Genomic DNA, 20,623 nt, shown 5'->3' with positions numbered 1-20,623 from the left:
GCCCAGAACGCGACGTGGCTACGTGCCGCCTGCGACGTGCTCCCCGCCTACGCGGGGATGAGCCCGCGGTGGCCGGGTTCGTGGGCTCCCCGAAGATGTGCTCCCCGCCTACGCGGGGATGAGCCCCTTCTCGCCGGCTATTTGAAGGGGCCGATCGAGTGCTCCCCGCCTACGCGGGGATGAGCCGGTGAACCGGTAGCCGTCAGACATGCAACAGCCGTGCTCCCCGCCTACGCGGGGATGAGCCCCCGGCGACCCGTACGCCCCAATGGGCGCGCTTGTGCTCCCCGCCTACGCGGGGATGAGCCCAACGGTTCGGATACGTCCTGCCCGACCAAAACGTGCTCCCCGCCTACGCGGGGATGAGCCCGACACCATCGGCACCTTCCAGATCGGCCCCGAGTGCTCCCCGCCTACGCGGGGATGAGCCCTGCTCGTCAGGCGACACGTAGGTGGTGCGCGCGTGCTCCCCGCCTACGCGGGGATGAGCCCGGAAGACCTTCGCCCCGTCCTCCTCGCGCAGGGTGCTCCCCGCCTACGCGGGGATGAGCCCTTTTCGAGGACGCACCCTGCCCTGGAAAGGTGGTGCTCCCCGCCTACGCGGGGATGAGCCGAAGGAACGGGATCGCGCCGACGGCCTCGACAAGTGCTCCCCGCCTACGCGGGGATGAGCCTGAGTGCCGTCCATCGCGATGATGTCAGGGGTCGTGCTCCCCGCCTACGCGGGGATGAGCCCAAGCCGCCCAAGTCGCACAGCGTGTGCAGGACGTGCTCCCCGCCTACGCGGGGATGAGCCCGAGGATCTGATCCGCAAGGGCGTCAGCGCCTGGTGCTCCCCGCCTACGCGGGGATGAGCCCGCGGCCGGCCCCAAGCCCTGGGCTAGCCAGGTGTGCTCCCCGCCTACGCGGGGATGAGCCCCAGCGCTTGCACTGGGCGAAGAAGTCGCGCCGGTGCTCCCCGCCTACGCGGGGATGAGCCGCATCTGCCGTGTGATCGGGTCGACCTGGTCGTGTGCTCCCCGCCTACGCGGGGATGAGCCTGCGACGCCGGGACCGTGGTTCTGGTGGGGGAAGTGCTCCCCGCCTACGCGGGGATGAGCCCTCCTCGACAGTTCGGCGGATGTGGTTTTCGTCGTGCTCCCGCCTACGCGGGGATGAGCCCGCCTCACCTCCCTGCCCGGGTTGTGGGTGGACGTGCTCCCCGCCTACGCGGGGATGAGCCCCGACCACCCCACACCTCCACCTGACGAGCCACGTGCTCCCCGCCTACGCGGGGATGAGCCCCTGCACCCCGCCACACCGCCAGCAAGGAGGACGTGCTCCCCGCCTACGCGGGGATGAGCCCCCCACAGTCGAGCAGACACCCCTTTGAACGATGTGCTCCCCGCCTACGCGGGGATGAGCCCCCCACAGTCGAGCAGACACCCCTTTGAACGATGTGCTCCCCGCCTACGCGGGGATGAGCCGGGGTGGAGTCCTGCTGCTGTGCAGACGCCGATGTGCTCCCCGCCTACGCGGGGATGAGCCCCGACGGTGACCGGCGCTATGGGATCGCATCAGGTGCTCCCCGCCTACGCGGGGATGAGCCCCTTCATCGCTTCGGCTGTCTGGATGTAGGAGTGTGCTCCCCGCCTACGCGGGGATGAGCCCGCCCGCGCCGAGGTGGAGCGGCTGACGGCCAAGTGCTCCCCGCCTACGCGGGGATGAGCCCTGGCGACGGGTCGAGACGGTGGGCTGGGATACGTGCTCCCCGCCTACGCGGGGATGAGCCCACATGCGGGGCGGGCTGCCGGGTCGTCACATCGTGCTCCCCGCCTACGCGGGGATGAGCCCTGCCTGAACAGTGCGGCCTTGGTGGCGTGCTGGTGCTCCCCGCCTACGCGGGGAGGAGCCCCCGCGTGACCTTCCGCTCCTGGCCCCCCTCGGGTGCTCCCCGCCTACGCGGGGATGAGCCCTCGCTCTGGGTGAGCCCGACATCGTTTGCTGCGTGCTCCCCGCCTACGCGGGGATGAGCCCTCCTTCAAGACCTGCATCTCGCCGGGATCCGTGTGCTCCCCGCCTACGCGGGGATGAGCCCGCCCAGCCCTTGTCGCCGGCCGCAAGCGGCGTGTGCTCCCCGCCTACGCGGGGATGAGCCCAGCATCCAGCACGCCACCTGTCGCGGCGTATGGTGCTCCCCGCCTACGCGGGGATGAGCCCGGCGAGGTGTGGTTCGACTCGCATTCGGATCGGTGCTCCCCGCCTACGCGGGGATGAGCCCGCCGAGTCCAACTGGCGACGCACCTCACGCAGGTGCTCCCCGCCTACGCGGGGATGAGCCCCGATATGAGGTGACCCGCCGTAAAGCCCTCCAGTGCTCCCCGCCTACGCGGGGATGAGCCCCGACGCTTTCGATTTGATGCTGTTCAGTTTGCGTGCTCCCCGCCTACGCGGGGATGAGCCCTGCCCCAGTCACCCCGATCGGTCCGGTCAATGGTGCTCCCCGCCTACGCGGGGATGAGCCTACGAATGTGAACCGCCCCGGCGAGTCCAGGGTGTGCTCCCCGCCTACGCGGGGATGAGCCCGGATCGGGGCTTTCACAACATCTTGGATTCCGGTGCTCCCCGCCTACGCGGGGATGAGCCGCTTCCGGGCTGCGGTGAGACCGGTCTTGCCCCGTGCTCCCCGCCTACGCGGGGATGAGCCCTTTCGCGTCCGAACTGCGGCGGCTTGTCCCCCGTGCTCCCCGCCTACGCGGGGATGAGCCCTCACGCCGTGAGATCCACCGGACCCGATCTGCGTGCTCCCCGCCTACGCGGGGATGAGCCCTCACGCATCAGAGCCACTTCACGGCTGTTGGGGTGCTCCCCGCCTACGCGGGGATGAGCCCTCAGAGTCGTCTACGCCCACGATTCGACACCCGTGCTCCCCGCCTACGCGGGGATGAGCCCGCGAAGGTCGCCAAGTTCGAGCACAACGAGATGTGCTCCCCGCCTACGCGGGGATGAGCCCGCAATTCATACCCTGGCGAAGACCGACGCGAAGTGCTCCCCGCCTACGCGGGGATGAGCCCACATGGGCGAGGCCGAGAGCGATCGAGAGCGTGTGCTCCCCGCCTACGCGGGGATGAGCCTCCGCCGCCGACGGGTGGGCGGCCCGCCACCTCAGTGCTCCCCGCCTACGCGGGGATGAGCCCTACCTCCATCACCACCTACAAGCACCCACCAGTGCTCCCCGCCTACGCGGGGATGAGCCCGACTTCCTCGGGTTCTGGAGGGGCGCGTTTGAGTGCTCCCCGCCTACGCGGGGATGAGCCCCCGGACGGCGCAGTAGACCTCGAAGCCATCAAGGAGTGCTCCCCGCCTACGCGGGGATGAGCCCCGCCGGTTACCCTCCTGACGCCGTAGGAACACGTGCTCCCCGCCTACGCGGGGATGAGCCCCAGACCTACAGGCTTGGGTGGACTGAAATGTCGTGCTCCCCGCCTACGCGGGGATGAGCCCTTCCCGCCGATGTACTCGACCGCGCCCTGCTCGTGCTCCCCGCCTACGCGGGGATGAGCCCATGTACTGAGCGGGGCGGAAGCAGCTCGCGTCGTGCTCCCCGCCTACGCGGGGATGAGCCCGGCCCCACCTACGTCGCACTCGAAGCACAACTTTGCTCCCCGCCTACGCGGGGATGAGCCCCCCGAGTGGAACTGCGCCCCGTTGATGGCGGAGTGCTCCCCGCCTACGCGGGGATGAGCCCAAGCCGGCACGCTCACCATCCGACAGTCCCGCGTGCTCCCCGCCTACGCGGGGATGAACGAACAAGCCCACCGCGCCGCCGACGGCGACCAGGCGGCCCGGGGCAACCTCAACGTGCTCCAGTTCAGCGGGTGGGGCGAGCACACCGAGGTGAGCAAACCCTCCCGGACCGAGATGCTGCGCACCCAAGCCATCGAACGCGGCATCGTCGACTATGACGCCGACTCCGAAGAGATCACCGTCCGGTTCTCCTATCGGGCGATCGTGGAGATGTCCGCCCAGGGACGCCCGGTGCGGTTGCACGCCAAGAACCGCCCCACCTACTGGCTGGAACGAGGCGCGTCCGGCGGCTACCTCATCGACAGCTACCTCGGATCCCTCAGTATCGACGAGGTGTAATCGGCCCCGAGACGATCCTGACGCGGACCGCCGCGCTCGGCGCCGCCGCCACGGCCCCCACGAGCCCGGGGGGCGACGCGAGATCCGTCACGGCCAGGGGTGGCATGCCCGGCACCCGTGCAAGCCGGTGGCCTACCTCGAACGAGGCCATCGAGACACTCAGCCCGTGAGCCTTCAACAGGGCTTCCTTCCGCGTCCAGTCAGGGAACAAGCAGGAGCGCCAGTCATCCCGTCCGCGTCGTTCCTCATACTCAGCCGGGTTCCATACCCACTCAGCCAAGGCGTCCAAGGCAGGCCGCTCGCCGCACCGTTCGATGTCGACACCGACGCGTCCCCTCGCCAGCACCAGCGCCGACCAGCCGTCGGTGTAGGACACCGACACCGACGGCGCATCTGTCCAGGGCAGGATCGGACGACCGTGGTCGGTGCCGCCGCAGGCCCCGCAGCGCCGCCCCAGCGGCAGCCCTCGAGCCTGGGGTGGCACCGCCACGACCGTCTCGATGAGGCGCCACCCGCGCAGCGTCCCGCGCACCAACCAGACGTCGCAGCGATCCTCGTTCACGCGCGGGCCGAGGCGTTGCCCCCGGCCTGCGTCCAGCGCTTGATCATCGCCGTGAAGACACCCAGCACCATCTCCAGCGGGCCGCGGGCAAACCACAGCCGCCACAGCGAAGCGGCGACAACAAGGATGGCGAACTGTGCTCCCAGCGACCACCAACCGGCGTTCCCCAGGCCGGGGATTTGCAGCATGATCAGGTGCGCGACATAAGCGCTCAACGGCATCGAACCCAGCAGCGTCAGCGGACGCAGGGGCCGCTCCACGACCCTGCCGACGATGAGGCACAGCCCGAGAACACCCGTGGCCACCCCGAGGGTGAACAGCAGGTCCAAGGGTGTTCCGGTGTGGGGTGCGAGCACTGCATTCCACCACCGGGTCGTGGTCGGCAGCGTGCCATCGGCCCCCACACCAGAATGTCGGTGTAGGCCTCCAACGACATCGACCGGGCGGCCGCCGCGGCGAGTTCGCGCCGCCCGCCCACCACGTCCATGAGGAGCCATCCGGCGAGCGACGCCACACCCGCGAGGAACGCCCCGATGGCCAGCAGGGACGCGGCGACGTGGCGGCGGGCGATCGCGGTGCGGCCGATCCCGAGGCCGAAACACGTGTAAGCAAACCAGGTCAGCGCGGGGAAAGTACCGGTCAGCATGAGGGCGGTACCAGCCCCCGCCGGGTTGGTCACGAGATCCAGCAGTGTCAGGTTCGGGTTCACCTCCAGGCCCGCCGAGCCCCGCAGCGCCCACGTCCGCCGGATCACGTGGCTGAGCAGCGGCGCACCGATCGCGACCGCGATACCCAGGGCCATGTCGATCCGGGCGCCAGCCCGCAGGACGGGGATGAGCATGACGAACAGCACGGCATAGGTGGGCAGGATGATGCTCGCCACGCTGGCGTCCACGAAGAACCCCAGCAGGAGCCCCAGGGTCCCGGTGAACAGCGTCCGCACAACCAGGTTCAGGGTCGCCCCCACCCAGCGGCGCCCCCGCGGCGGCCGATCACGCCCCGTCGTGAGCCCGACCCCCACCCCGGCCAGCACTGCGAAGAGTGCGGCCGAGTTGCCGGAGGTGATGATCCAGGCGATCGGACGCAGCCCGTCACGGGTGAGCAGCGGCGTGAGATGCACCGTCATCATGCCCAGCACGGCCAGTGCCCGAGCCAGATCCAGGCCTGCCACCCGGGTGCGGCGCACGACGGGCGCCTGCGGCGCTTGTTCCTCGGCGGGCAGGCACGCGTGGGCGAGCGCGTCCTCCGTGTCGTCCACGATGAGGTCAGGGGTAGCCGCCGAGGCGGGGAGCAGTTCCGCGTCGTAGGCTCGCCGCGGCACGGTCGTCATCGCCGACCGCCGACGCTCACCGACTCCGAGGCAGGTGGAGCCACGATGGTGGTGTCAGGACGCGACGGGATGCCGATCCAGCGCGTTCCCGGGGGAATGAACTCCCCCTTCATCACCAGGGACAGAGCGGTGCCAGGTCGGCGTAGGCAGCCAGCGTCGCGCCGTACAGCACGATGCCGCGCGCCCCGACCGAACTGCCCTCGTCCAGGCAGACCAGGCCCATCTTCATGACGCGGTCCTCAAACAGGTGGGTCTGCAGGGACACGTGGGCGCCCACGGCGACGTCGTCGGCGATCCGCACCAGGTCAAACTCGGTGAGATAGGTGGTGTCCAGGAGGACCCGACGCCCCACATGGACCCCGAACAGGCGCATCATCGGGGCCAGCATGGGCGTCCCGGTGAGGGTTTGGAGAAGCACCGGGACGGCGGTCGCCTCATAGATGCCGGTCATGAACTCGGTGCGACGCACGAAACCGCTCCACAACGCCTCGACGCGGGGCCGGTAGCGTCCGAGCAGCGCCCACTTCATGGCGGCCACGACCACCACGGTGACGACGGAGAACCCCAGCGCGATGAGCGGGGTCGCCACAATCGTCACCCAGGCCTGCGTCCTCGCCGCCAGGAACGACACGACCATCAGCGTCCCGAAGGTGGACAGCCCCAGGAGGGTGCCGGGCAGCGTGATCCGGAAGAACTCCACGATGTAGCGCAACGCGACCTTCCAGCGCGGCGGCGCGAACGTCGTCGTCTCGTCGAACTGCCCAAAGACCTCGCGTTGGGGCAGGAAGATCGCGGGCGAGCCCAGCCACGAACTCCCCGCGGGCATCCCCCCGGTGGGCGGGATCGACATGACGCCGATGAGAGAGTCATCCCCCATGGCACTCCCCGAGGGGACGAAGGCCGCATTGCCGACGAAGGCGCGATCCCCCACCGACGTGGGGCGGAAGGCGACGTGCCCGTTGGCGTAGATGGCCGCGCCAACCGAGCCCATGTCGGCCACGAACGAGCCCGCCCCGAGCGTGAGCAGGTCCGGATCGATGTTGGCGATCGTCGCGATCTCCGTGTTGGGCCCGATGTTGGCGCCCAGACGCCGCAGCCAATGCGGGGTGTACAGCGTCCCGAACAGCGAGTTGGTCAGTTCAAGATTGACGCTGAGCAACTGATCGGAGAACCACTTCTCCACTCCCAGCGTGGAGCGCAGATGGTGGATGCCGATCGGCGTCTTCTCCAAGGCGAACCGGCGCATGATGAGGATCAGCGTGCATACCGTTGCCACGAACAGCGGGCCGGTGGCCATCGTCGCCCACAGCGCAGCCATGTGGTCGAACGACATGAGGGCCGCCCACACCACGACGACGGCGGGCCCCAGTGCGACCATGGGGAGCAACTCCAGCGCAGCGATGCTGAGAAGGAAGCGGTCGCGCTGCGGCTTGCGCCAGGTGGTGGGGGCCATCGGGCAGGTGAGCATCTCGCCCACTACCGGGTCTGCTTCGCGGACGCCGCGCGCCGCCGGCGAACCGTCCCACCATTCGCGCGGGGGGACACGCACCCCTTGCGGCAGCAGCGACTGATCGCCGAGCACCGCGTGCGCCCCAACACGTGAACCGGGCGCGAGCACCGCGTTGGCTCCGACCATCGCGTGTCGTCCGACCACGATGCGCCCCACATGCAGCAGCCCGCCGTGGATCTCGTAGCCCGACAGGTGTGTGGCGTATCCCACGGTCGCGTTCGCGTCGACCGTCACCATGGTCGGCAGGGGAATCTCAGCGGTTCCCAGATGGGCGCTCTCGGCGACCTCTGCGCCGCACCAGCGCAGGACAGTGAGGGCGTAGGGCGACCCGGCGAGCCGCGGCATCGGCGACAGCGACATCGCCCGGGCCACGATCCAGACCCGCAGGTGCATGACCCCATACAGCGGGTGCGCGCCCTCACGGATGCGGCGCCCGAACAGGACCGCCGCCAGCGTGGGAAGCCCCCACCGGGACACCAGATAGGAAACGGGAACGCTGAGCATCAACTCGACGAGCATCGCGATGCTGGGTTCGCCCTCATTGACGGCGTAGATCACCCCGATGGGTGCCATCGCGACGGCCACGAAGACGACGATCCAGGCCAACTGCGCGAGCCCGAAGGCCCAGATCCGGCCGGTGGACGCGCGCTGCGGCCGTGCGGCAGCGACCAGTTCGGCGTCCTCGGGGCCCGCGTCCGCGTCGGATGTCGCCCTCAGGTGGGTGGCGAGGAGACGGATGGTCGGGTTCTCATAGATTTCTGGGACGGCCAGCCCCGCCATGCCGAAGCGTCCCGATCGGCGCACCGCCGAGACGAGCGTTGCCGCGATCAGGGAGTGCCCACCCAGGTCGTCGAACAGATTCGCCGTCACCGACACCGCTTCAGGCGGGAGGCCCAGTACGTCGGCCCACGTCGCCTGCAAGAACTCCTCGATCTCGTCCTCGGCGGGGACGTAGGCACCGCCGCTGACCAACGGGTCGGTTGCCGGACGCGGCAGCGCTTTGCGATCCGCCTTGCCCGACGGCATGAGCGGAATGGTGTCGATGACGTCGATGAAGTCGGGGACCATGTACGGGGGCAGCTTGCCGCGCGCATGCTCGTGCAGGGCGTGCCGTAGGGCGTCCACGTCATCGACCGGGCGGGCGAGCAAGATGAAGGCAGCCAGGCGTCCGCCGTTGCTCTCCTTGTCGATGAGCGTCACCACGGCCGCCTGGATCGCGTCGTTCTCCTGCAGCGACGTCTCGATCTCCCCGAGGTCGACGCGATGGCCGCGGACCTTCAACTTCCGCGTCGGCACGGCCGAGGTATTCCAGTTCGCCGTCATCGGTGAGCCGCACCAGATCCCCGGTGCGATACATGCGGTCGCCTTGTTCATTGGAGATGAACTTCTCGGCGGTCAGTTCGGGTCGGTTCAGGTAGCCCAGGGCGACACCGATGCCGCCGATCGCGAGTTCCCCGACCGACCCCTCCGGCACCGGGTGTCCCTCCTCATCGAGGAGGGCGGCGAAGTAGGTGGGCAGCGGGACGCCGATGGTGACGGGGCGACCCGGCACGAGTTCGGCATACGTGCACGAGGACGTGCATTCGGTGGGGCCGTAGGTGTTGAGGATCCGCCGGTGGGGGCCTTCCCCAGCGCTCCACGAGACCTTGGGGGCATGCTTCACCGCCCAAGTTAAGTGTCCGGATCAAGGGCAGGTCACGGTCGACGGTGGCGAGCACCGTGGGGACGCCGTGATAGAACGTGACCCTGTTTTCCTCCAGGAAATCGGCGAGCCCGCTCCCGACCTGGCGGCCATCCACGGGGCCGGCAATCATGGTCGCCCCCACACCCCAGGTGGGCCACAATTCCTCTAGCGAGAAGTCGAAGGCGATAGTCAGCCCTTGATAGATCCGATCGGAGGGGCGAACGTCATAAATCTGAATGACGACATCGACGAAGTTGGTGATCGCTGAATGCGGCACCAGCACCCCCTTGGGGCGCCCGGTGGAGCCCGAGGTGTAGATCACATAAGCCTCGGGATCCCCGCCCCGATCCACGACCGGGCGGGCAGAAGCCAAGACGGCCACGTACATGTCGAGCGAGCGCGGGATGTAGATCCCGACACGTCGCCCTGGCCGCGCACCGCGCCGCATGAGGTGGTGCGCGAGGCTGTTCGCCCGCGCTTCGAGGTCGCCGTAGGTGAATTCTCGGCCCTCGCACACGAGCGCAACCCGGTCGGGATCACGCTCTACCGACCGTTCGAAGAAGTCGATCAACCGGTGGGGTCGCTGAGACGAATCAACCTCAAGGCGAGGAAGAAGATAATCGTGATGAACATGCAAAGACGCCGGGGGAAACGTAAGTGACATGGAGAAGAGAAACCTTCATTATGGGGGGGGGTTATGCCGCCCGGTGGAATCGATCCGGACCTCCAGGCGTGCAGAACGATGCTATCAACAGTTCTCAGCTTTTTCACAGGGAACCGTCCCTACCCAGATACGCGAGGCATTCCTCCTAGCCACGCGGGCTGCCCGTCGCGACGCGCCGCCGAACACCTCCGCCGAACAGCCCCGAGGCCCCCTCCCCCCGGGGGTCGAACTGCGTAGGCTGGGCGCCGAGGCGTCCTGCCCAAGGCATCTCAGTGACGAAAGGAACGACCGATGAGCGATATCCAGCCCGATCGCGGCGAGGTTTCCGAAGTGGACCGTCTGCGCCCCGGCGGCATCCCCGATGAGGGCGATGCGAGCCCTGACGCCGACCTCGCCAATCAGGTGGAAGACGGCGCCCCGAAGAACTACGGCGACGTGGATCCTGACCCGAACCTCCCACCCGATCCCAACGCCTGACCGATCCCCCCACCACCGCTCACCGCGCGGCCGCCCCGACAGGAGCGGCCGCGTTTGTGCGCCTGCTCCCCTGCCCAGCCCAGCACACCACGGCAACCAGGCCGAACTGGCTGGCAAACCCCCCACGAAACGCGTACATTTATAGCCAGAGCGGCGGTGGGCCGGAAGATTTACACATGAAGTGGGGGTGAACGATGCGTTTCTTGTTCCTGAGCCTGCGGGCGGCCATGGTCGGGGGCATGGGCATGCACATGGCTGAGATCGTGTTCCACGACCAGCCCCGCTGATCATCCCCGATCGCGTAACAGTGGCGCCGAGACTCCTGGTCTCGGCGCTTTTTCGTGCCCTGTTCACCTCTCCCCGGCTGGCTCGTCGCAGGGTCAGCCCATACGCTGAGTGGCATGGTGGAGCCTTACGATGCCGTTGATGTCATCCGGACCAAGCGTGACCGTCAGACCTTGTCCGACGACCAGATCGCCTGGGTGATCGACGCCTACACCCGCGGTGTTGTGGCCGATGAGCAGATGTCGGCTCTCGCCATGGCCATCTTCCTCAACGGCATGGAGCGTCCCGAGATCGAGCGGTGGACGCGCGCCATGATCGAATCCGGTGAGCGCCTCGACTTCACCTCGCTGGGCGCCACCGCCGACAAGCACTCCACCGGCGGGGTGGGCGACAAGATCACGCTGCCGCTGGTGCCCCTGGTCGCGGCGTTCAGCGTCCGGGTCCCTCAGCTCTCCGGGCGCGGGCTCGGGCACACAGGCGGGACGCTGGACAAGATGGAGTCCATCCCCGGCTGGCGCGCCAACCTCACCAACGAGGAGATGTTCGACGTCCTGCGGGAGGTCGGCGGGGTGATCTGCGCGGCGGGCTCCGGCCTCGCGCCCGCCGACAAGAAGCTGTACGCCCTGCGCGACACGACCGCCACCGTCGACTGCATCCCCTTGATCTCCAGTTCCATCATGAGCAAGAAGATCGCCGAGGGCACCGGCGCCCTCGTGCTCGACGTGAAGACGGGCGCGGGGGCGTTCATGCGCGAGGAGGCGCGCGCCCGCGAACTGGCCCGCACGATGGTGGATCTGGGCACGGACGCGGGGCTGACCACCGTCGCCCTCCTCACCGACATGTCGACCCCGCTCGGCTTGACGGTGGGTAACGCCCTGGAGGTCCGCGAGTCGGTGGACGTGCTGGCGGGGGGCGGGCCGTCCGACGTCATCGAACTGACCGTGGCGTTGGCCCGCGAGATGCTGGCCGCGGCAGGCAAGCCCGACGTCGACGTGGCAGCCGCCCTCAGCGATGGGCGCGCGATGGACGTGTGGCGCCGCATGGTCGCTGCCCAGGGTGGCGATCCGGACGCCGCGCTCCCGGTCGCCGTCGACACGCACACGCTCACGGCAGAGCACGACGGCGTCGTGTCCGCCATCGACGCGATGGACGTCGCCGTCGCCGCCTGGCGACTCGGAGCAGGTCGCGCCCGCAAGGAGGATCCGGTGGACGCCGCCGCAGGCGTCGAACTCCACGCCAAGCCGGGGGATACCGTCCGCGCAGGCCAGCCGCTGCTCACGCTGCACACGTCTGACCCGGCCCGGTTCCCGCGAGCCGAACAGGCGCTGGCAGGCGCGATCAGCCTGGCCGCCCCCGGCACGAGCGTCGCGACGCGGCCGCTGATCATCGACCGGATCGCCTAGGGCACCACGGGCCGCGGCGGGGCGCGCAAGGCCTCAGCTCTGGGCGTCGACGAACGCGGTGATCATGTCGGCGACAGGCTCGGCGCTCTTGATGACCGCCTCGTGGCCCCGATCGGGGATCTGCTCGAAGGTGGCATGCGGAATCAAAGCGGCGACGCTGCGCGTCCACGGTTCGGGGCACACCCGATCGTGCGCGCCCCGCAACACCAGCGTCGGGGCGGCGATGCGCGGGCAGATGCTCTCCAGGTGATGGGCGAGCATGAACTGCAGTTTCCGGACGAACCACAGGGGGCTCGTCTTGGTGTACTGCCACATCCCCACAAGCAGCACGCGGGGCGACTCCCCGTAGAGGTCTTGGAGCATGTGCCGGATCTGCCGTGGCGCGGTCCGCGCCGCCGCGTCCACCGTGGGCGCGATCAGGACCAACGCACGCACCAGATCGGGGCGTTGCACCGCCACTTCGGCGACGATCTGAGTCCCCATCGAGTGCCCCACCCAGACGGCACCGTGCGGGAGTTCAGACGCCAACGCGTCCGCCAGCCCGGCTGCGGTCGCCTCCAGCGACATAGCGGTGCCTGGCTCGGGTGAGTCCCCGAACCCCGGCAGATCCAAGGCGAGGACGCGCCCTGTCGCCGCGAGTTCGTTAGCCAGTTCGGTGAACACAGCGCGGCCCATGCCGATTCCGTGAATGAGGACGAAGACGGGCTCGGGTGGCCCCGCCGTCTCGGTCACCGCCATGGTGACCTCACCCTCGCTGAGGTGCCGTTCCCGCGTCCAGGGCTGATCGCCCGCTGCGGCGTCCTGGGGCGTCACGGCCGGAAACGGTCGGCAGAAGGCAAGGAGCTCACGCCGTGTGAGCCTATAACGTCTCCTCCGCCGCGGTGCCGCCGGGCGCGAGGACATCGGCGGCGAGGGCGGCGCACCGGTCGCGGGCCGCCTCGTACTCGACCGTCAGCCGGTCCACGAGGTCCGCCACGAACGGGATGTCATGGATCGCCGCGACGCCCTGCCCTGCCGACCAGACGTCCCGCCAGGCGGTGGCTGTCACCGTGTCAGGGCGGGTCAGGTGGCTCAGATCGACGGCGCCCGGGTCGGCGTCCGGATCGATCCCCGCCGCCGCCAGGCTGGCCCGCAGGAAGTTGGCGGGCACGGAACTGACCGCCGGCGTGTAGACGATGTCGGCGGCTTGCGCGTCCACGAGCATCTCGCGGTAGCCGGGTGCGGCGTCCGCCTCAGCGCTCGCCAAAAACCTCGTGCCCAGGTAGGCCAGGTCGGCCCCCATCGCCTGGGCGGCGAACACGTCCGCACCCCGGGAGAGGCCACCCGCCAGCAGCAGCAGCCCGGTAAACCAGGGCCGGACGCTCGCGACGAAGGCGAACGGATTGAGGGTGCCGGCATGCCCCCCGGCGCCGGCGCTCACCAGGATCAGCCCGTCGACGCCTGCCTCGGCGGCGGCGCGGGCATGACGCAGTGTGGTGACGTCGTGCAACACCAGCCCGCCATAGGAGTGCACGGCAGCGACGACATCGCGGACGGCGCCCAGCGAGGTGATGACGACGGGCACCTGGTGAGCGACCACCACCTCCAGGTCGGCGTGGAGGCGCGGGTTGGAGGTGTGCACGATCAGGTTGACCCCGACCGGCGCGTCGCGGGACGTCAGACGCGCCTCCACCTCGTCGAGCCACGCGGCGAAGCCTTCGGTGGTGCGCTGGTTGAGGGCCGGGAAGGTCCCCAGCACGCCAGCTCGGCAACACGCCACGACGAGATCCGGCCCCGACACCAAGAACATCGGGGCGGCCACCACCGGAAGGCGCAAGCGCCCCAGCAATGCTGCGGCTCTCGCCGACCTGTCCTCCGCCTTCGACGCCATCGTGCCTCCCTGCCTTGTGCCCCCACGGTGTCGCGTTCGTCGCGCCCGCACAAGGGGACACCGCCTTTCCCCCGGGGCCCAGGCGACGCGGGCGGTCGGCACATGGCCACCGTTCACCTCACCCACTACCGTAGGGGGCCATCCACGGACGCTGGGAGGACACATGGACATCACCGTGATCGGGACGAGCGAATACGCCCTGCCCCCCGAGCGGGGCACCGTCGACCTACACCTACTCGCGGAGGACTCCGATCCCCGCCGTGCGGCCACGCGGGTGCAGACCGAAACCGCGCGCATCGATGCCGAACTGCGCGGCCTCGCTCAAGCAGAGAACGCCCCCGTGACCTGGTTCAGCGTCGCGCCGCTCACCACGTCGTCGTGGCAGCCGACCACGCAGAAGGGGACGCTCGGAGAGCGGCGTTATCGCGCCTCGGCGACGATCCGCGCCAAGTTCGCGAACTTCACCGTCCTAGCTGAGCGCGTGGCGGCGTGGGGCGCCTCGGAGGTCACCAACGTGCAGCATGTGCGCTGGACCCTGACCGACGCGACGAGGCTCCGCATCGAGGCGTCCGCTCTCGGGGAGGCTGTCGAGGATGCCCGCCAGCGCGCGGCCGCCATCGCACAGGCGTGCGGCCTGGACAGCGTTCAGATCGTCGAGGTCGCCGACCCGGGGCTGCTGTCGGTGGGATCGGGCAGCGTCTCTGGCCCCGTCACAGCCCTGGGGGCGATGGCGCGCGGGAAGGCACCCGAAACGACGGAGCTCACCCCGGAGGACGTGACCGGCGGGGCGACCGTCCACGCGCGCTTCCAGGCCTCCTAGGCGGCGCCGCCCCGCGGGTTCAGCGGGAGCCTTGTGGCAGGGTGACGCGTCGTGCGGGTGCCGGACGCGACGGCGGCGGCACCATGGGGCCGATGTCGCCGTCGGGTGCCTCGTCGAGATCTACGATCACCGGGGCATGATCGCTGGGGAGCTTCCCTTTGCGCGCCTGCCGATCGACCCACGCCGCCTTGACGCGCCCGGCCACCGGGGCCGACGCCAAGATGAGGTCGATCCGCATGCCGAAGTCTTGATGGAACATGCCCGCGCGGTAATCCCAGTAGCTGAACACGCGATCCTGTGGCCAGTGCGCCCGCACCACATCGTCGAGGCCGAACGCCGCAAGCCGTTCACGCTCGCGGGGAGTCACGTGCGTGTGCCCGGCGAAGGCCGCCGGGTCGAACAGATCCGCATCGGCCGGGGCGATGTTCATGTCGCCGCACAGCGCGACCTGCTCCTCGCCCGCCGTGGCCGCCGCCAGCGCGTCCAGCCACGCCAGCTTGTAGGCGTAGTGGTCCGAGTCGACCTCGCGTCCGTTGGGCACATACAGGCTCCACACCCGCACACCCCCGCACGTCGCCGCGACCGCCCGCGCCTCGGCACGACCGTCAAAATCGGGCTGGCCGGGGAACCCACGCTGTACGTCGTCGAGGCCCACGCGAGACAGCACCGCGACGCCGTTCCATTGCCCTTGACCATGATGCGCGAAGGCGTAGCCGCGCTCACGCAGGGGCTCCGCGAGCAGATCGGCGAACGCCGCATCGGTCAGTTTCGTCTCCTGCAGGCACACCACGTCGGGCGCACGCTCCTCCAGCCACGGCAACAGGCGCGGCACGCGCTGCTTGACGGAGTTCACGTTCCAGGTGGCGATCCTCACGCGTCGAGGCTAGCCGTTCGCCCCGACACTGCACCCTCGTCAGGAAAGGGCACCAGGCATCGCCCCGCAGCAGGGGTGACACCAGACATGATGCTGCCGGGGTCCGTCACGCAGGACAGGCCCCGGCAGCATCTGTTTTAGCGCTGCGCGCTGCGGATCACTCGGCGGCCGAGGGGTGCGTCATGTCCATCGGGACGACCCAGGCGTCGAACTCCGCTTCGGTGAGCTTGCCCGAACGCAACGCGGCCTCACGCAGCGTCGACCCGGTCTTGTTGGCGTCCTTCGCGATGGCCGCGGCCGCGTCGTAGCCGATGTGCCGGTTGAGCGCGGTGACCTGCATGAGGTTGCTGTCCAGGTTGGCCTGGATGCGCTCCCGGTTCGGCTCGAGCCCGGCGACGGCGTGATCGGTGAACGACCGAGCGGCGTCCGCGAGCAGACGGGTCGACTCCAGCACGGCGTGGGCCATGACCGGCTTGAACACGTTGAGCTGGAAGTTGCCCTGGCTCCCGGCGAATCCGACGGTGGCGTCGTTGCCGAACACGCGCGTAGCGACCATGGTGACGGCCTCGCTCTGGGTCGGGTTCACCTTGCCCGGCATGATCGAGCTGCCCGGCTCGTTCTCGGGGATCCGCAGTTCGCCGATGCCGTTGCGCGGCCCGGAGGCGTACCAGCGCACGTCGTTGGCGATCTTCATCATCGCGCCCGCCAGCAGGCGAAGCGCCGAGCTGACCTCCACCAGGGCATCGTGGGCCGACAGGCTGGCGAACAGGTTCGGCGCCTGCACGAACTCCAGCCCCGTCTCCTCAGAGATCTTCTTGGCGGCGAGCTTGCCGAAGTCGGGGTGCGCGTTCAGGCCGGTGCCCACGGCGGTACCGCCGATGGCGAGCTCGCGGACGCCCACCTCAGCGTGGTGGATGTCTTCCAGTGCGAAATCGATCTGAGCGACCCAGCCGCTGATGACCTGCCCGAGCGTCACCGGGGTGGCGTCCTGCAGGTGGGTGCGGCCCACCATGACAACCTCGGCGAACTCGTCGGCCTTGGCGGCCAGCGTGTCGCGCAGGTGCGTGATCGCGCCGTAGAGGCGATCGTTCAGCTCGCCCACCACGGCGATGTGCATGGCGGTCGGGAAGGTGTCATTGGAGCTTTGGCCACGGTTGACGTGGTCGTTGGGGTGGACCGGCTTCTTCGAGCCGCGTTCCCCGCCCGCCAGTTCGATGGCGCGGTTGCTGATGACCTCGTTGGCGTTCATGTTGGACTGGGTACCGGAGCCGGTCTGGAACACCACCAGCGGGAACTGGTCGTCGAGGCGTCCGGCGATCACGTCGTCGGCGGCCTGCACGATGTAGTCGGCGATGTCGGCGGGCAGTTCGCCCAGCTCACCGTTGGCCTGGGCTGCGGCCTTCTTCAAGATGCCGAGCGCCTTGATCATGGGGCGGCCCCACACGAACGTGTCGCGGCCAATGTCGAAGTTGCCCAGCGAACGCTGAGTCTGGGCACCCCAGTAGGCGTCTTCGGGAACCTCGATCGGCCCCATGCTGTCGGTCTCTACGCGCGTCATCGCTGCTCCTCCTGGGCGGGATCGCCCTCACGTGCGGGACGGGCAGGGTGCTCGTCCTCGGAATCGTCGAACCGTTGCTCGGTGCCGGGGCTGCCGTCACTGCGACGCCACGTCACCACGAAGTTTGCGTCGCGTCCGAACCGCACCAGATGCCGCCCCACCACGTTCTCAAACCGGGGAACAGCGTCGGGGTCGTCGGTCAAGACGGTCAGCGTCAGCGCCTCAGGCGAGGCTTCGAGGGTGGCACTGGCCACCTCGAAGGTCACGCTGCCGCGCTGGTCCTCCTCGCTCCAGGTACCGCCATGGCGGCGCCCCAGGTGCGAGCTCAGTTGTTTGCCGAACCGGGCTGCCCGATCCGTAGGGACGACGGCGGTGCTCCGGAACGAAACCATGCCCCCACGCTACCGGGGTGCTAGGGCCAGAGTCGTCGAACCGGGAACCTTCACCCTGACTGTTCGCGTGAGGCGCGGCCTCCCCACGAGAGGCAACGGCCGGACGCCTCCCCTGAGGGAGAACGTCCGGCCGCCAGCGTTACTTGAGGCTTTGTCTCGCCTCAGGGGACGATGATGAGCTTCCCGCGCACATGTCCCTCGACCAGGCGCGCGACGGCCTGGGCGGCGTCCGTCAGCGGGTAACGCCCGGAAATCACGACGTGGAGCGTCCCGTCGGCCACCTGCTGGGCGACCTGAGCCAGCGCACCCGGTTCCGCATCCGCCCCGCCGGTGATGCGGACGCCGTCGGGCAGCCCGCCCATCGCGGCGATCGCGGTGATCCGCGTCGGGGCCACGCCCAGGGCGAGGGCAGCCTCGACGGTCGCGGTGCCTTGCAGGTCCACGGCTGCCGTGATGGGCCGCTGCGTCAGCGCCCGGACGCGGTCCTCGAGGCCCTCGCCGTAGGCGACGGGGAGGGCGCCCAGTTCACGCAGGAAGTCGTGGCTGGCCGGGGAGCCGGTCGCGATGACCGTCGCCCCGGTGGCGGCGGCGAGCTGGACGGTCAGCACGCCGACGCCGCCTGCCCCACCCCCGATGAGGACGGTGTCGTCGGGGCCCAGTGCCAGCGGGGCCAGCGCGGCCGCTGCGGTGGCGCCTGCGATGGGAAGCGTGGCAGCGTCGTCCAGGCTCAGGCCTTCGGGTGCCCGCTCGATCGCCGTGACCGGGACCACCGTGTAGTCCGCGACGGCGTGGCCGCGAGCCGAGCCGAAGACGCGGTCGCCGACGCTGAGGCCCTCGACACCCTCGCCGAGGGCGTCCACGACACCGGAGAAGTCGTTGCCGTAGCCACCGGGCACGGTCACGCCGAACATCGTGGCAGCGGCCGGATAGGCCGCAACCTTCCAGTCGACCGGGTTCAGCCCGGCCGCAGCGACCTTGACGCGCACCTGGCCCGCGCCCGGCTCGGGCACCGGGGAGGAGACGACGCTCAGGAGTTCAGGCCCGCCCACGGCGGTCTGGATGACTTCACGATTAACACTCATGAAGTTTCAACCATTGCGGCCCGGTTCGGTATTCCACCACCCCAGAACCGGCGGGTCGAGGCGCCCCCTCCACCCCGACCGCGACCAGGAGGGAAACCACCTCAATCGACGAATAATCTTTGTGGCAAAGACTTGCCCCAGCATCGGTGGAGGGAAACACTGGACCGGTGACCAACGCATCCGCAACGCCGCAGATCGCGGCCCCGAATCCCCACTTCCACGACCCGCAGTGGTGGCGCCACGCCGTCGTCTATCAGGTTTACCCTCGCTCGTTCGCCGACGCCGACAACAACGGCACCGGCGACGTCCAGGGCATCATCTCCAAGCTGCCCTACCTGGCCGACCTCGGTGTCGACGCCTTGTGGATCAGCCCCTGGTACCCCTCCCCCTTGCTGGACGGCGGCTACGACATCGCCGACTACCAAGACATCTCCCCGCAGTTCGGGACGCTCGCCGACGCCGATGAGCTGATCGCGGCGGCGCATGGCCTGGGGCTGCGCATCTTCATCGACCTGGTCCCCAACCATTCTTCGTGGGAGCATCCGCTGTTCCAGGCCGCGCTGGCCGCCGCGCCCGGCTCGCCGGAGCGCGATCTGTACTACTTCCGCGATGGCCGCGGTGAGAACGGCGACCTGCCCCCCAACAACTGGGGCTCCCTGTTCGGGGGCCCGGCCTGGTCCCGGACGACGAACCCCGACGGGACGCCTGGCCAGTGGTACCTGCACATGTTCGACATCTCCCAGCCGGACTGGAACTGGGACAACCCCGCCGTCCCGGCCCTGTTCGATGACGTCCTGCGGTTCTGGTTCGACCGGGGCGTCGACGGGTTCCGCATCGACGTCGCCGACGCGATGGCGAAGGATCCGGCCCTGCCCGACGTAGAGGTCAACCCGGTCACCGGGCATGGCACCAACGACAAGCGCGAAGGCAGCCCCCAGTGGGATGTTCCCGGCATCGAGACCATCCAGCGCCGCTGGCGCGCCGTGGCCCGCGAGTACGCCGACTCGGATCTTGGCGAGCGCGTGTTCGTGGCGGAGGCCTACCTCGATCCGATCCAGCGCCTCACCCAGTACGTGACCCCCGACCGGCTCCACAGCACGTTCAATTTCGACGCGCTGCTGAGCGAATGGTCCGCGGCGTCCCAGCGCGCGGTCATCGCCAAGAGCCTGCCCGCGCACGATGCCGTCGGCGCCCCCACCACCTGGGTGCTGGGCAATCACGACTCGACCCGTGTCGTCACGCGATTCGGCAAGCCGGAGACGGGCGGCAACTTCGCCACCGCCGTCGAGGGCGAGGGCTGGGAGGATCCGGCCGAGCGGGCGCTGCGCATGCATTCGTTCCCGACCGACGTGGCCCGTGGCCGCCGCAGGGCGCGCGCTGCCGCGCTGATGGAGCTTTCCCTACCCGGGACGGCCTACATCTACCAGGGCGAAGAGTTGGGCCTCCCCGAAGTCGAAGACCTGCCCGAGGATCTGCTCGACGATCCGACGTGGGAGCGTTCGGGTCACCGCCTCCGCGGCCGCGACGGCTGCCGCGTCCCGCTGCCGTGGTCGGGCGAGGCGTCCCCGTTCGGGTTCGGGACCGACGCCGCACCGTGGCTGCCGCAGCCTGCCGACTGGGCTGCCCTGACCGCGGAGAAGCAGGCGAGCGAGCCGGACTCCACGCTCACCTTGTACAAGCGTGCGCTGAAGCTCCGTCGCGACCTGCCCGACCTGCGCACCGGCGCGTTCACGTGGCTGGATCTGGGCCCTGACGTGGTGGCGTTCCGCCGTGGCGAGTCGGTGAGCGTCGTGGTCAACTTCGGCCCCGAGCCCGTCGCACTGCCCGCAGGCGAGGTGCTGGTGACTTCCGAGCCCCTGATCGACGGGCTCCTGCCCGCTGACGCGACCGCCTGGATCGCCGCCTGAGCCGACGCCGCGGTCCCCAGCCTCCCGAGGTCTTGGGACCGCGGCGTTTCACGGCTAACCTGTCGGTCCTGGGTCATGGG

At 69.4% G+C, this 20,623-nt stretch carries 15 protein-coding genes, 2 pseudogenes and 2 CRISPR repeat arrays (1 of these 19 only partly in view); of the genes and pseudogenes, 5 read left to right on the top strand and 12 right to left on the bottom strand.

Annotation, left to right across the window (positions count from 1 at the left end):
* A CRISPR array of direct repeats spans positions 1-1,102; the repeat unit is 29 nt; unit sequence GTGCTCCCCGCCTACGCGGGGATGAGCCC (it extends 2,837 nt beyond the left edge of the window).
* A gap of 91 nt (positions 1,103-1,193) precedes the next feature.
* Positions 1,194-3,788: direct repeats of the CRISPR family, unit length 29 nt; unit sequence GTGCTCCCCGCCTACGCGGGGATGAGCCC.
* 52 nt (positions 3,789-3,840) lie between these two features.
* Positions 3,841-4,125 (top strand): hypothetical protein, encoded by a 285-nt coding sequence (locus C1706_RS13440; protein WP_129459757.1) that lies wholly within the window; start codon positions 3,841-3,843, stop codon positions 4,123-4,125.
* Here the strand turns inward: C1706_RS13440 and C1706_RS14115 are convergent.
* From C1706_RS14115 to C1706_RS14405, 6 genes and pseudogenes are all read right to left on the bottom strand, one after another.
* Positions 4,106-4,687 (bottom strand): 4'-phosphopantetheinyl transferase family protein, encoded by a 582-nt coding sequence (locus C1706_RS14115; protein ID WP_164987575.1) that lies wholly within the window; start codon positions 4,685-4,687, stop codon positions 4,106-4,108. The genes C1706_RS13440 and C1706_RS14115 overlap by 20 nt on opposite strands.
* A complete protein-coding gene (locus C1706_RS14110; protein ID WP_164987574.1) occupies positions 4,684-4,947 on the bottom strand; it encodes a hypothetical protein in 264 nt (87 codons plus the stop codon). The genes C1706_RS14115 and C1706_RS14110 overlap by 4 nt, the downstream gene beginning before the upstream one ends.
* Complete coding sequence (locus tag C1706_RS13430; RefSeq protein WP_164987573.1) at positions 4,923-6,008, bottom strand: heparan-alpha-glucosaminide N-acetyltransferase domain-containing protein; 1,086 nt, start codon at positions 6,006-6,008, stop codon at positions 4,923-4,925. Before C1706_RS13430 ends, C1706_RS14110 begins: the two co-directional genes overlap by 25 nt.
* Before the next feature lie 121 nt (positions 6,009-6,129).
* Complete coding sequence (locus C1706_RS13425) at positions 6,130-8,901, bottom strand: Pls/PosA family non-ribosomal peptide synthetase (RefSeq protein WP_241653579.1); 2,772 nt, start codon at positions 8,899-8,901, stop codon at positions 6,130-6,132.
* 97 nt (positions 8,902-8,998) lie between these two features.
* Positions 8,999-9,190, bottom strand: a pseudogene (locus C1706_RS15020) (hypothetical protein); the annotation flags it as partial.
* Positions 9,168-9,875, bottom strand: a pseudogene (locus C1706_RS14405) (AMP-binding protein); the annotation flags it as partial. The pseudogenes C1706_RS15020 and C1706_RS14405, both read right to left, overlap by 23 nt.
* Positions 9,876-10,166: 291 nt before the next feature.
* On the opposite strand from C1706_RS14405, the gene C1706_RS13420 reads away from it, so the two are divergent.
* Together C1706_RS13420 and C1706_RS13415 are read left to right on the top strand one after the other, a co-directional pair.
* Positions 10,167-10,352, top strand: a complete 186-nt coding sequence (locus tag C1706_RS13420; RefSeq protein WP_129459754.1) for a hypothetical protein — start codon at positions 10,167-10,169, stop codon at positions 10,350-10,352.
* 401 nt (positions 10,353-10,753) lie between these two features.
* Positions 10,754-12,040 (top strand): thymidine phosphorylase, encoded by a 1,287-nt coding sequence (locus C1706_RS13415; RefSeq protein WP_129459753.1) that lies wholly within the window; start codon positions 10,754-10,756, stop codon positions 12,038-12,040.
* Positions 12,041-12,073: 33 nt separating this feature from the next.
* Here C1706_RS13415 and C1706_RS13410 read toward each other — a convergent pair whose 3' ends face one another.
* Positions 12,074-12,853 (bottom strand): alpha/beta fold hydrolase, encoded by a 780-nt coding sequence (locus C1706_RS13410; RefSeq protein ID WP_206661144.1) that lies wholly within the window; start codon positions 12,851-12,853, stop codon positions 12,074-12,076.
* Positions 12,854-12,899: 46 nt separating this feature from the next.
* Entirely contained in the window at positions 12,900-13,910 is a 1,011-nt protein-coding gene (locus C1706_RS13405) for an NAD(P)H-dependent flavin oxidoreductase (protein ID WP_129459752.1), read from the bottom strand.
* A gap of 163 nt (positions 13,911-14,073) precedes the next feature.
* On the opposite strand from C1706_RS13405, the gene C1706_RS13400 reads away from it, so the two are divergent.
* Positions 14,074-14,730, top strand: a complete 657-nt coding sequence (locus tag C1706_RS13400; RefSeq protein ID WP_129459751.1) for an SIMPL domain-containing protein — start codon at positions 14,074-14,076, stop codon at positions 14,728-14,730.
* 19 nt (positions 14,731-14,749) lie between these two features.
* On the opposite strand, the gene C1706_RS13395 is transcribed toward C1706_RS13400, so the two are convergent.
* The 4 genes from C1706_RS13395 to C1706_RS13380 all read right to left on the bottom strand — a co-directional run bounded on the left by C1706_RS13395 (position 14,750) and on the right by C1706_RS13380 (position 18,636).
* Positions 14,750-15,604 carry an exodeoxyribonuclease III gene (locus C1706_RS13395; RefSeq protein ID WP_129459750.1) on the bottom strand — a complete coding sequence of 285 codons (855 nt, stop codon included), beginning with the start codon at positions 15,602-15,604 and terminating at the stop codon, positions 14,750-14,752.
* A gap of 157 nt (positions 15,605-15,761) precedes the next feature.
* Entirely contained in the window at positions 15,762-17,162 is a 1,401-nt protein-coding gene (gene fumC, locus C1706_RS13390) for a class II fumarate hydratase (RefSeq protein ID WP_129459749.1), read from the bottom strand.
* Positions 17,159-17,554 (bottom strand): DUF2218 domain-containing protein, encoded by a 396-nt coding sequence (locus C1706_RS13385; protein ID WP_129459748.1) that lies wholly within the window; start codon positions 17,552-17,554, stop codon positions 17,159-17,161. Before C1706_RS13385 ends, fumC begins: the two co-directional genes overlap by 4 nt.
* A gap of 161 nt (positions 17,555-17,715) precedes the next feature.
* Complete coding sequence (locus C1706_RS13380) at positions 17,716-18,636, bottom strand: NADP-dependent oxidoreductase (RefSeq protein WP_129459747.1); 921 nt, start codon at positions 18,634-18,636, stop codon at positions 17,716-17,718.
* A 194-nt stretch (positions 18,637-18,830) separates the two neighbouring features.
* Between C1706_RS13380 and C1706_RS13375 the strand changes: the two genes are divergently transcribed.
* Positions 18,831-20,543, top strand: coding sequence for a glycoside hydrolase family 13 protein (locus C1706_RS13375; protein WP_206661148.1), 1,713 nt, complete (start codon positions 18,831-18,833; stop codon positions 20,541-20,543).
* The last annotated feature ends 80 nt before the right edge of the window (positions 20,544-20,623 follow it).

Origin of the sequence: Propioniciclava flava, assembly GCF_004126535.1 — a bacterium.
Lineage (GTDB): Bacteria > Actinomycetota > Actinomycetes > Propionibacteriales > Propionibacteriaceae > Propioniciclava > Propioniciclava flava.
The sequence above is the reverse complement of the archived record's forward strand: the minus strand, read 5'-3'. Positions and strand labels throughout refer to the sequence as shown.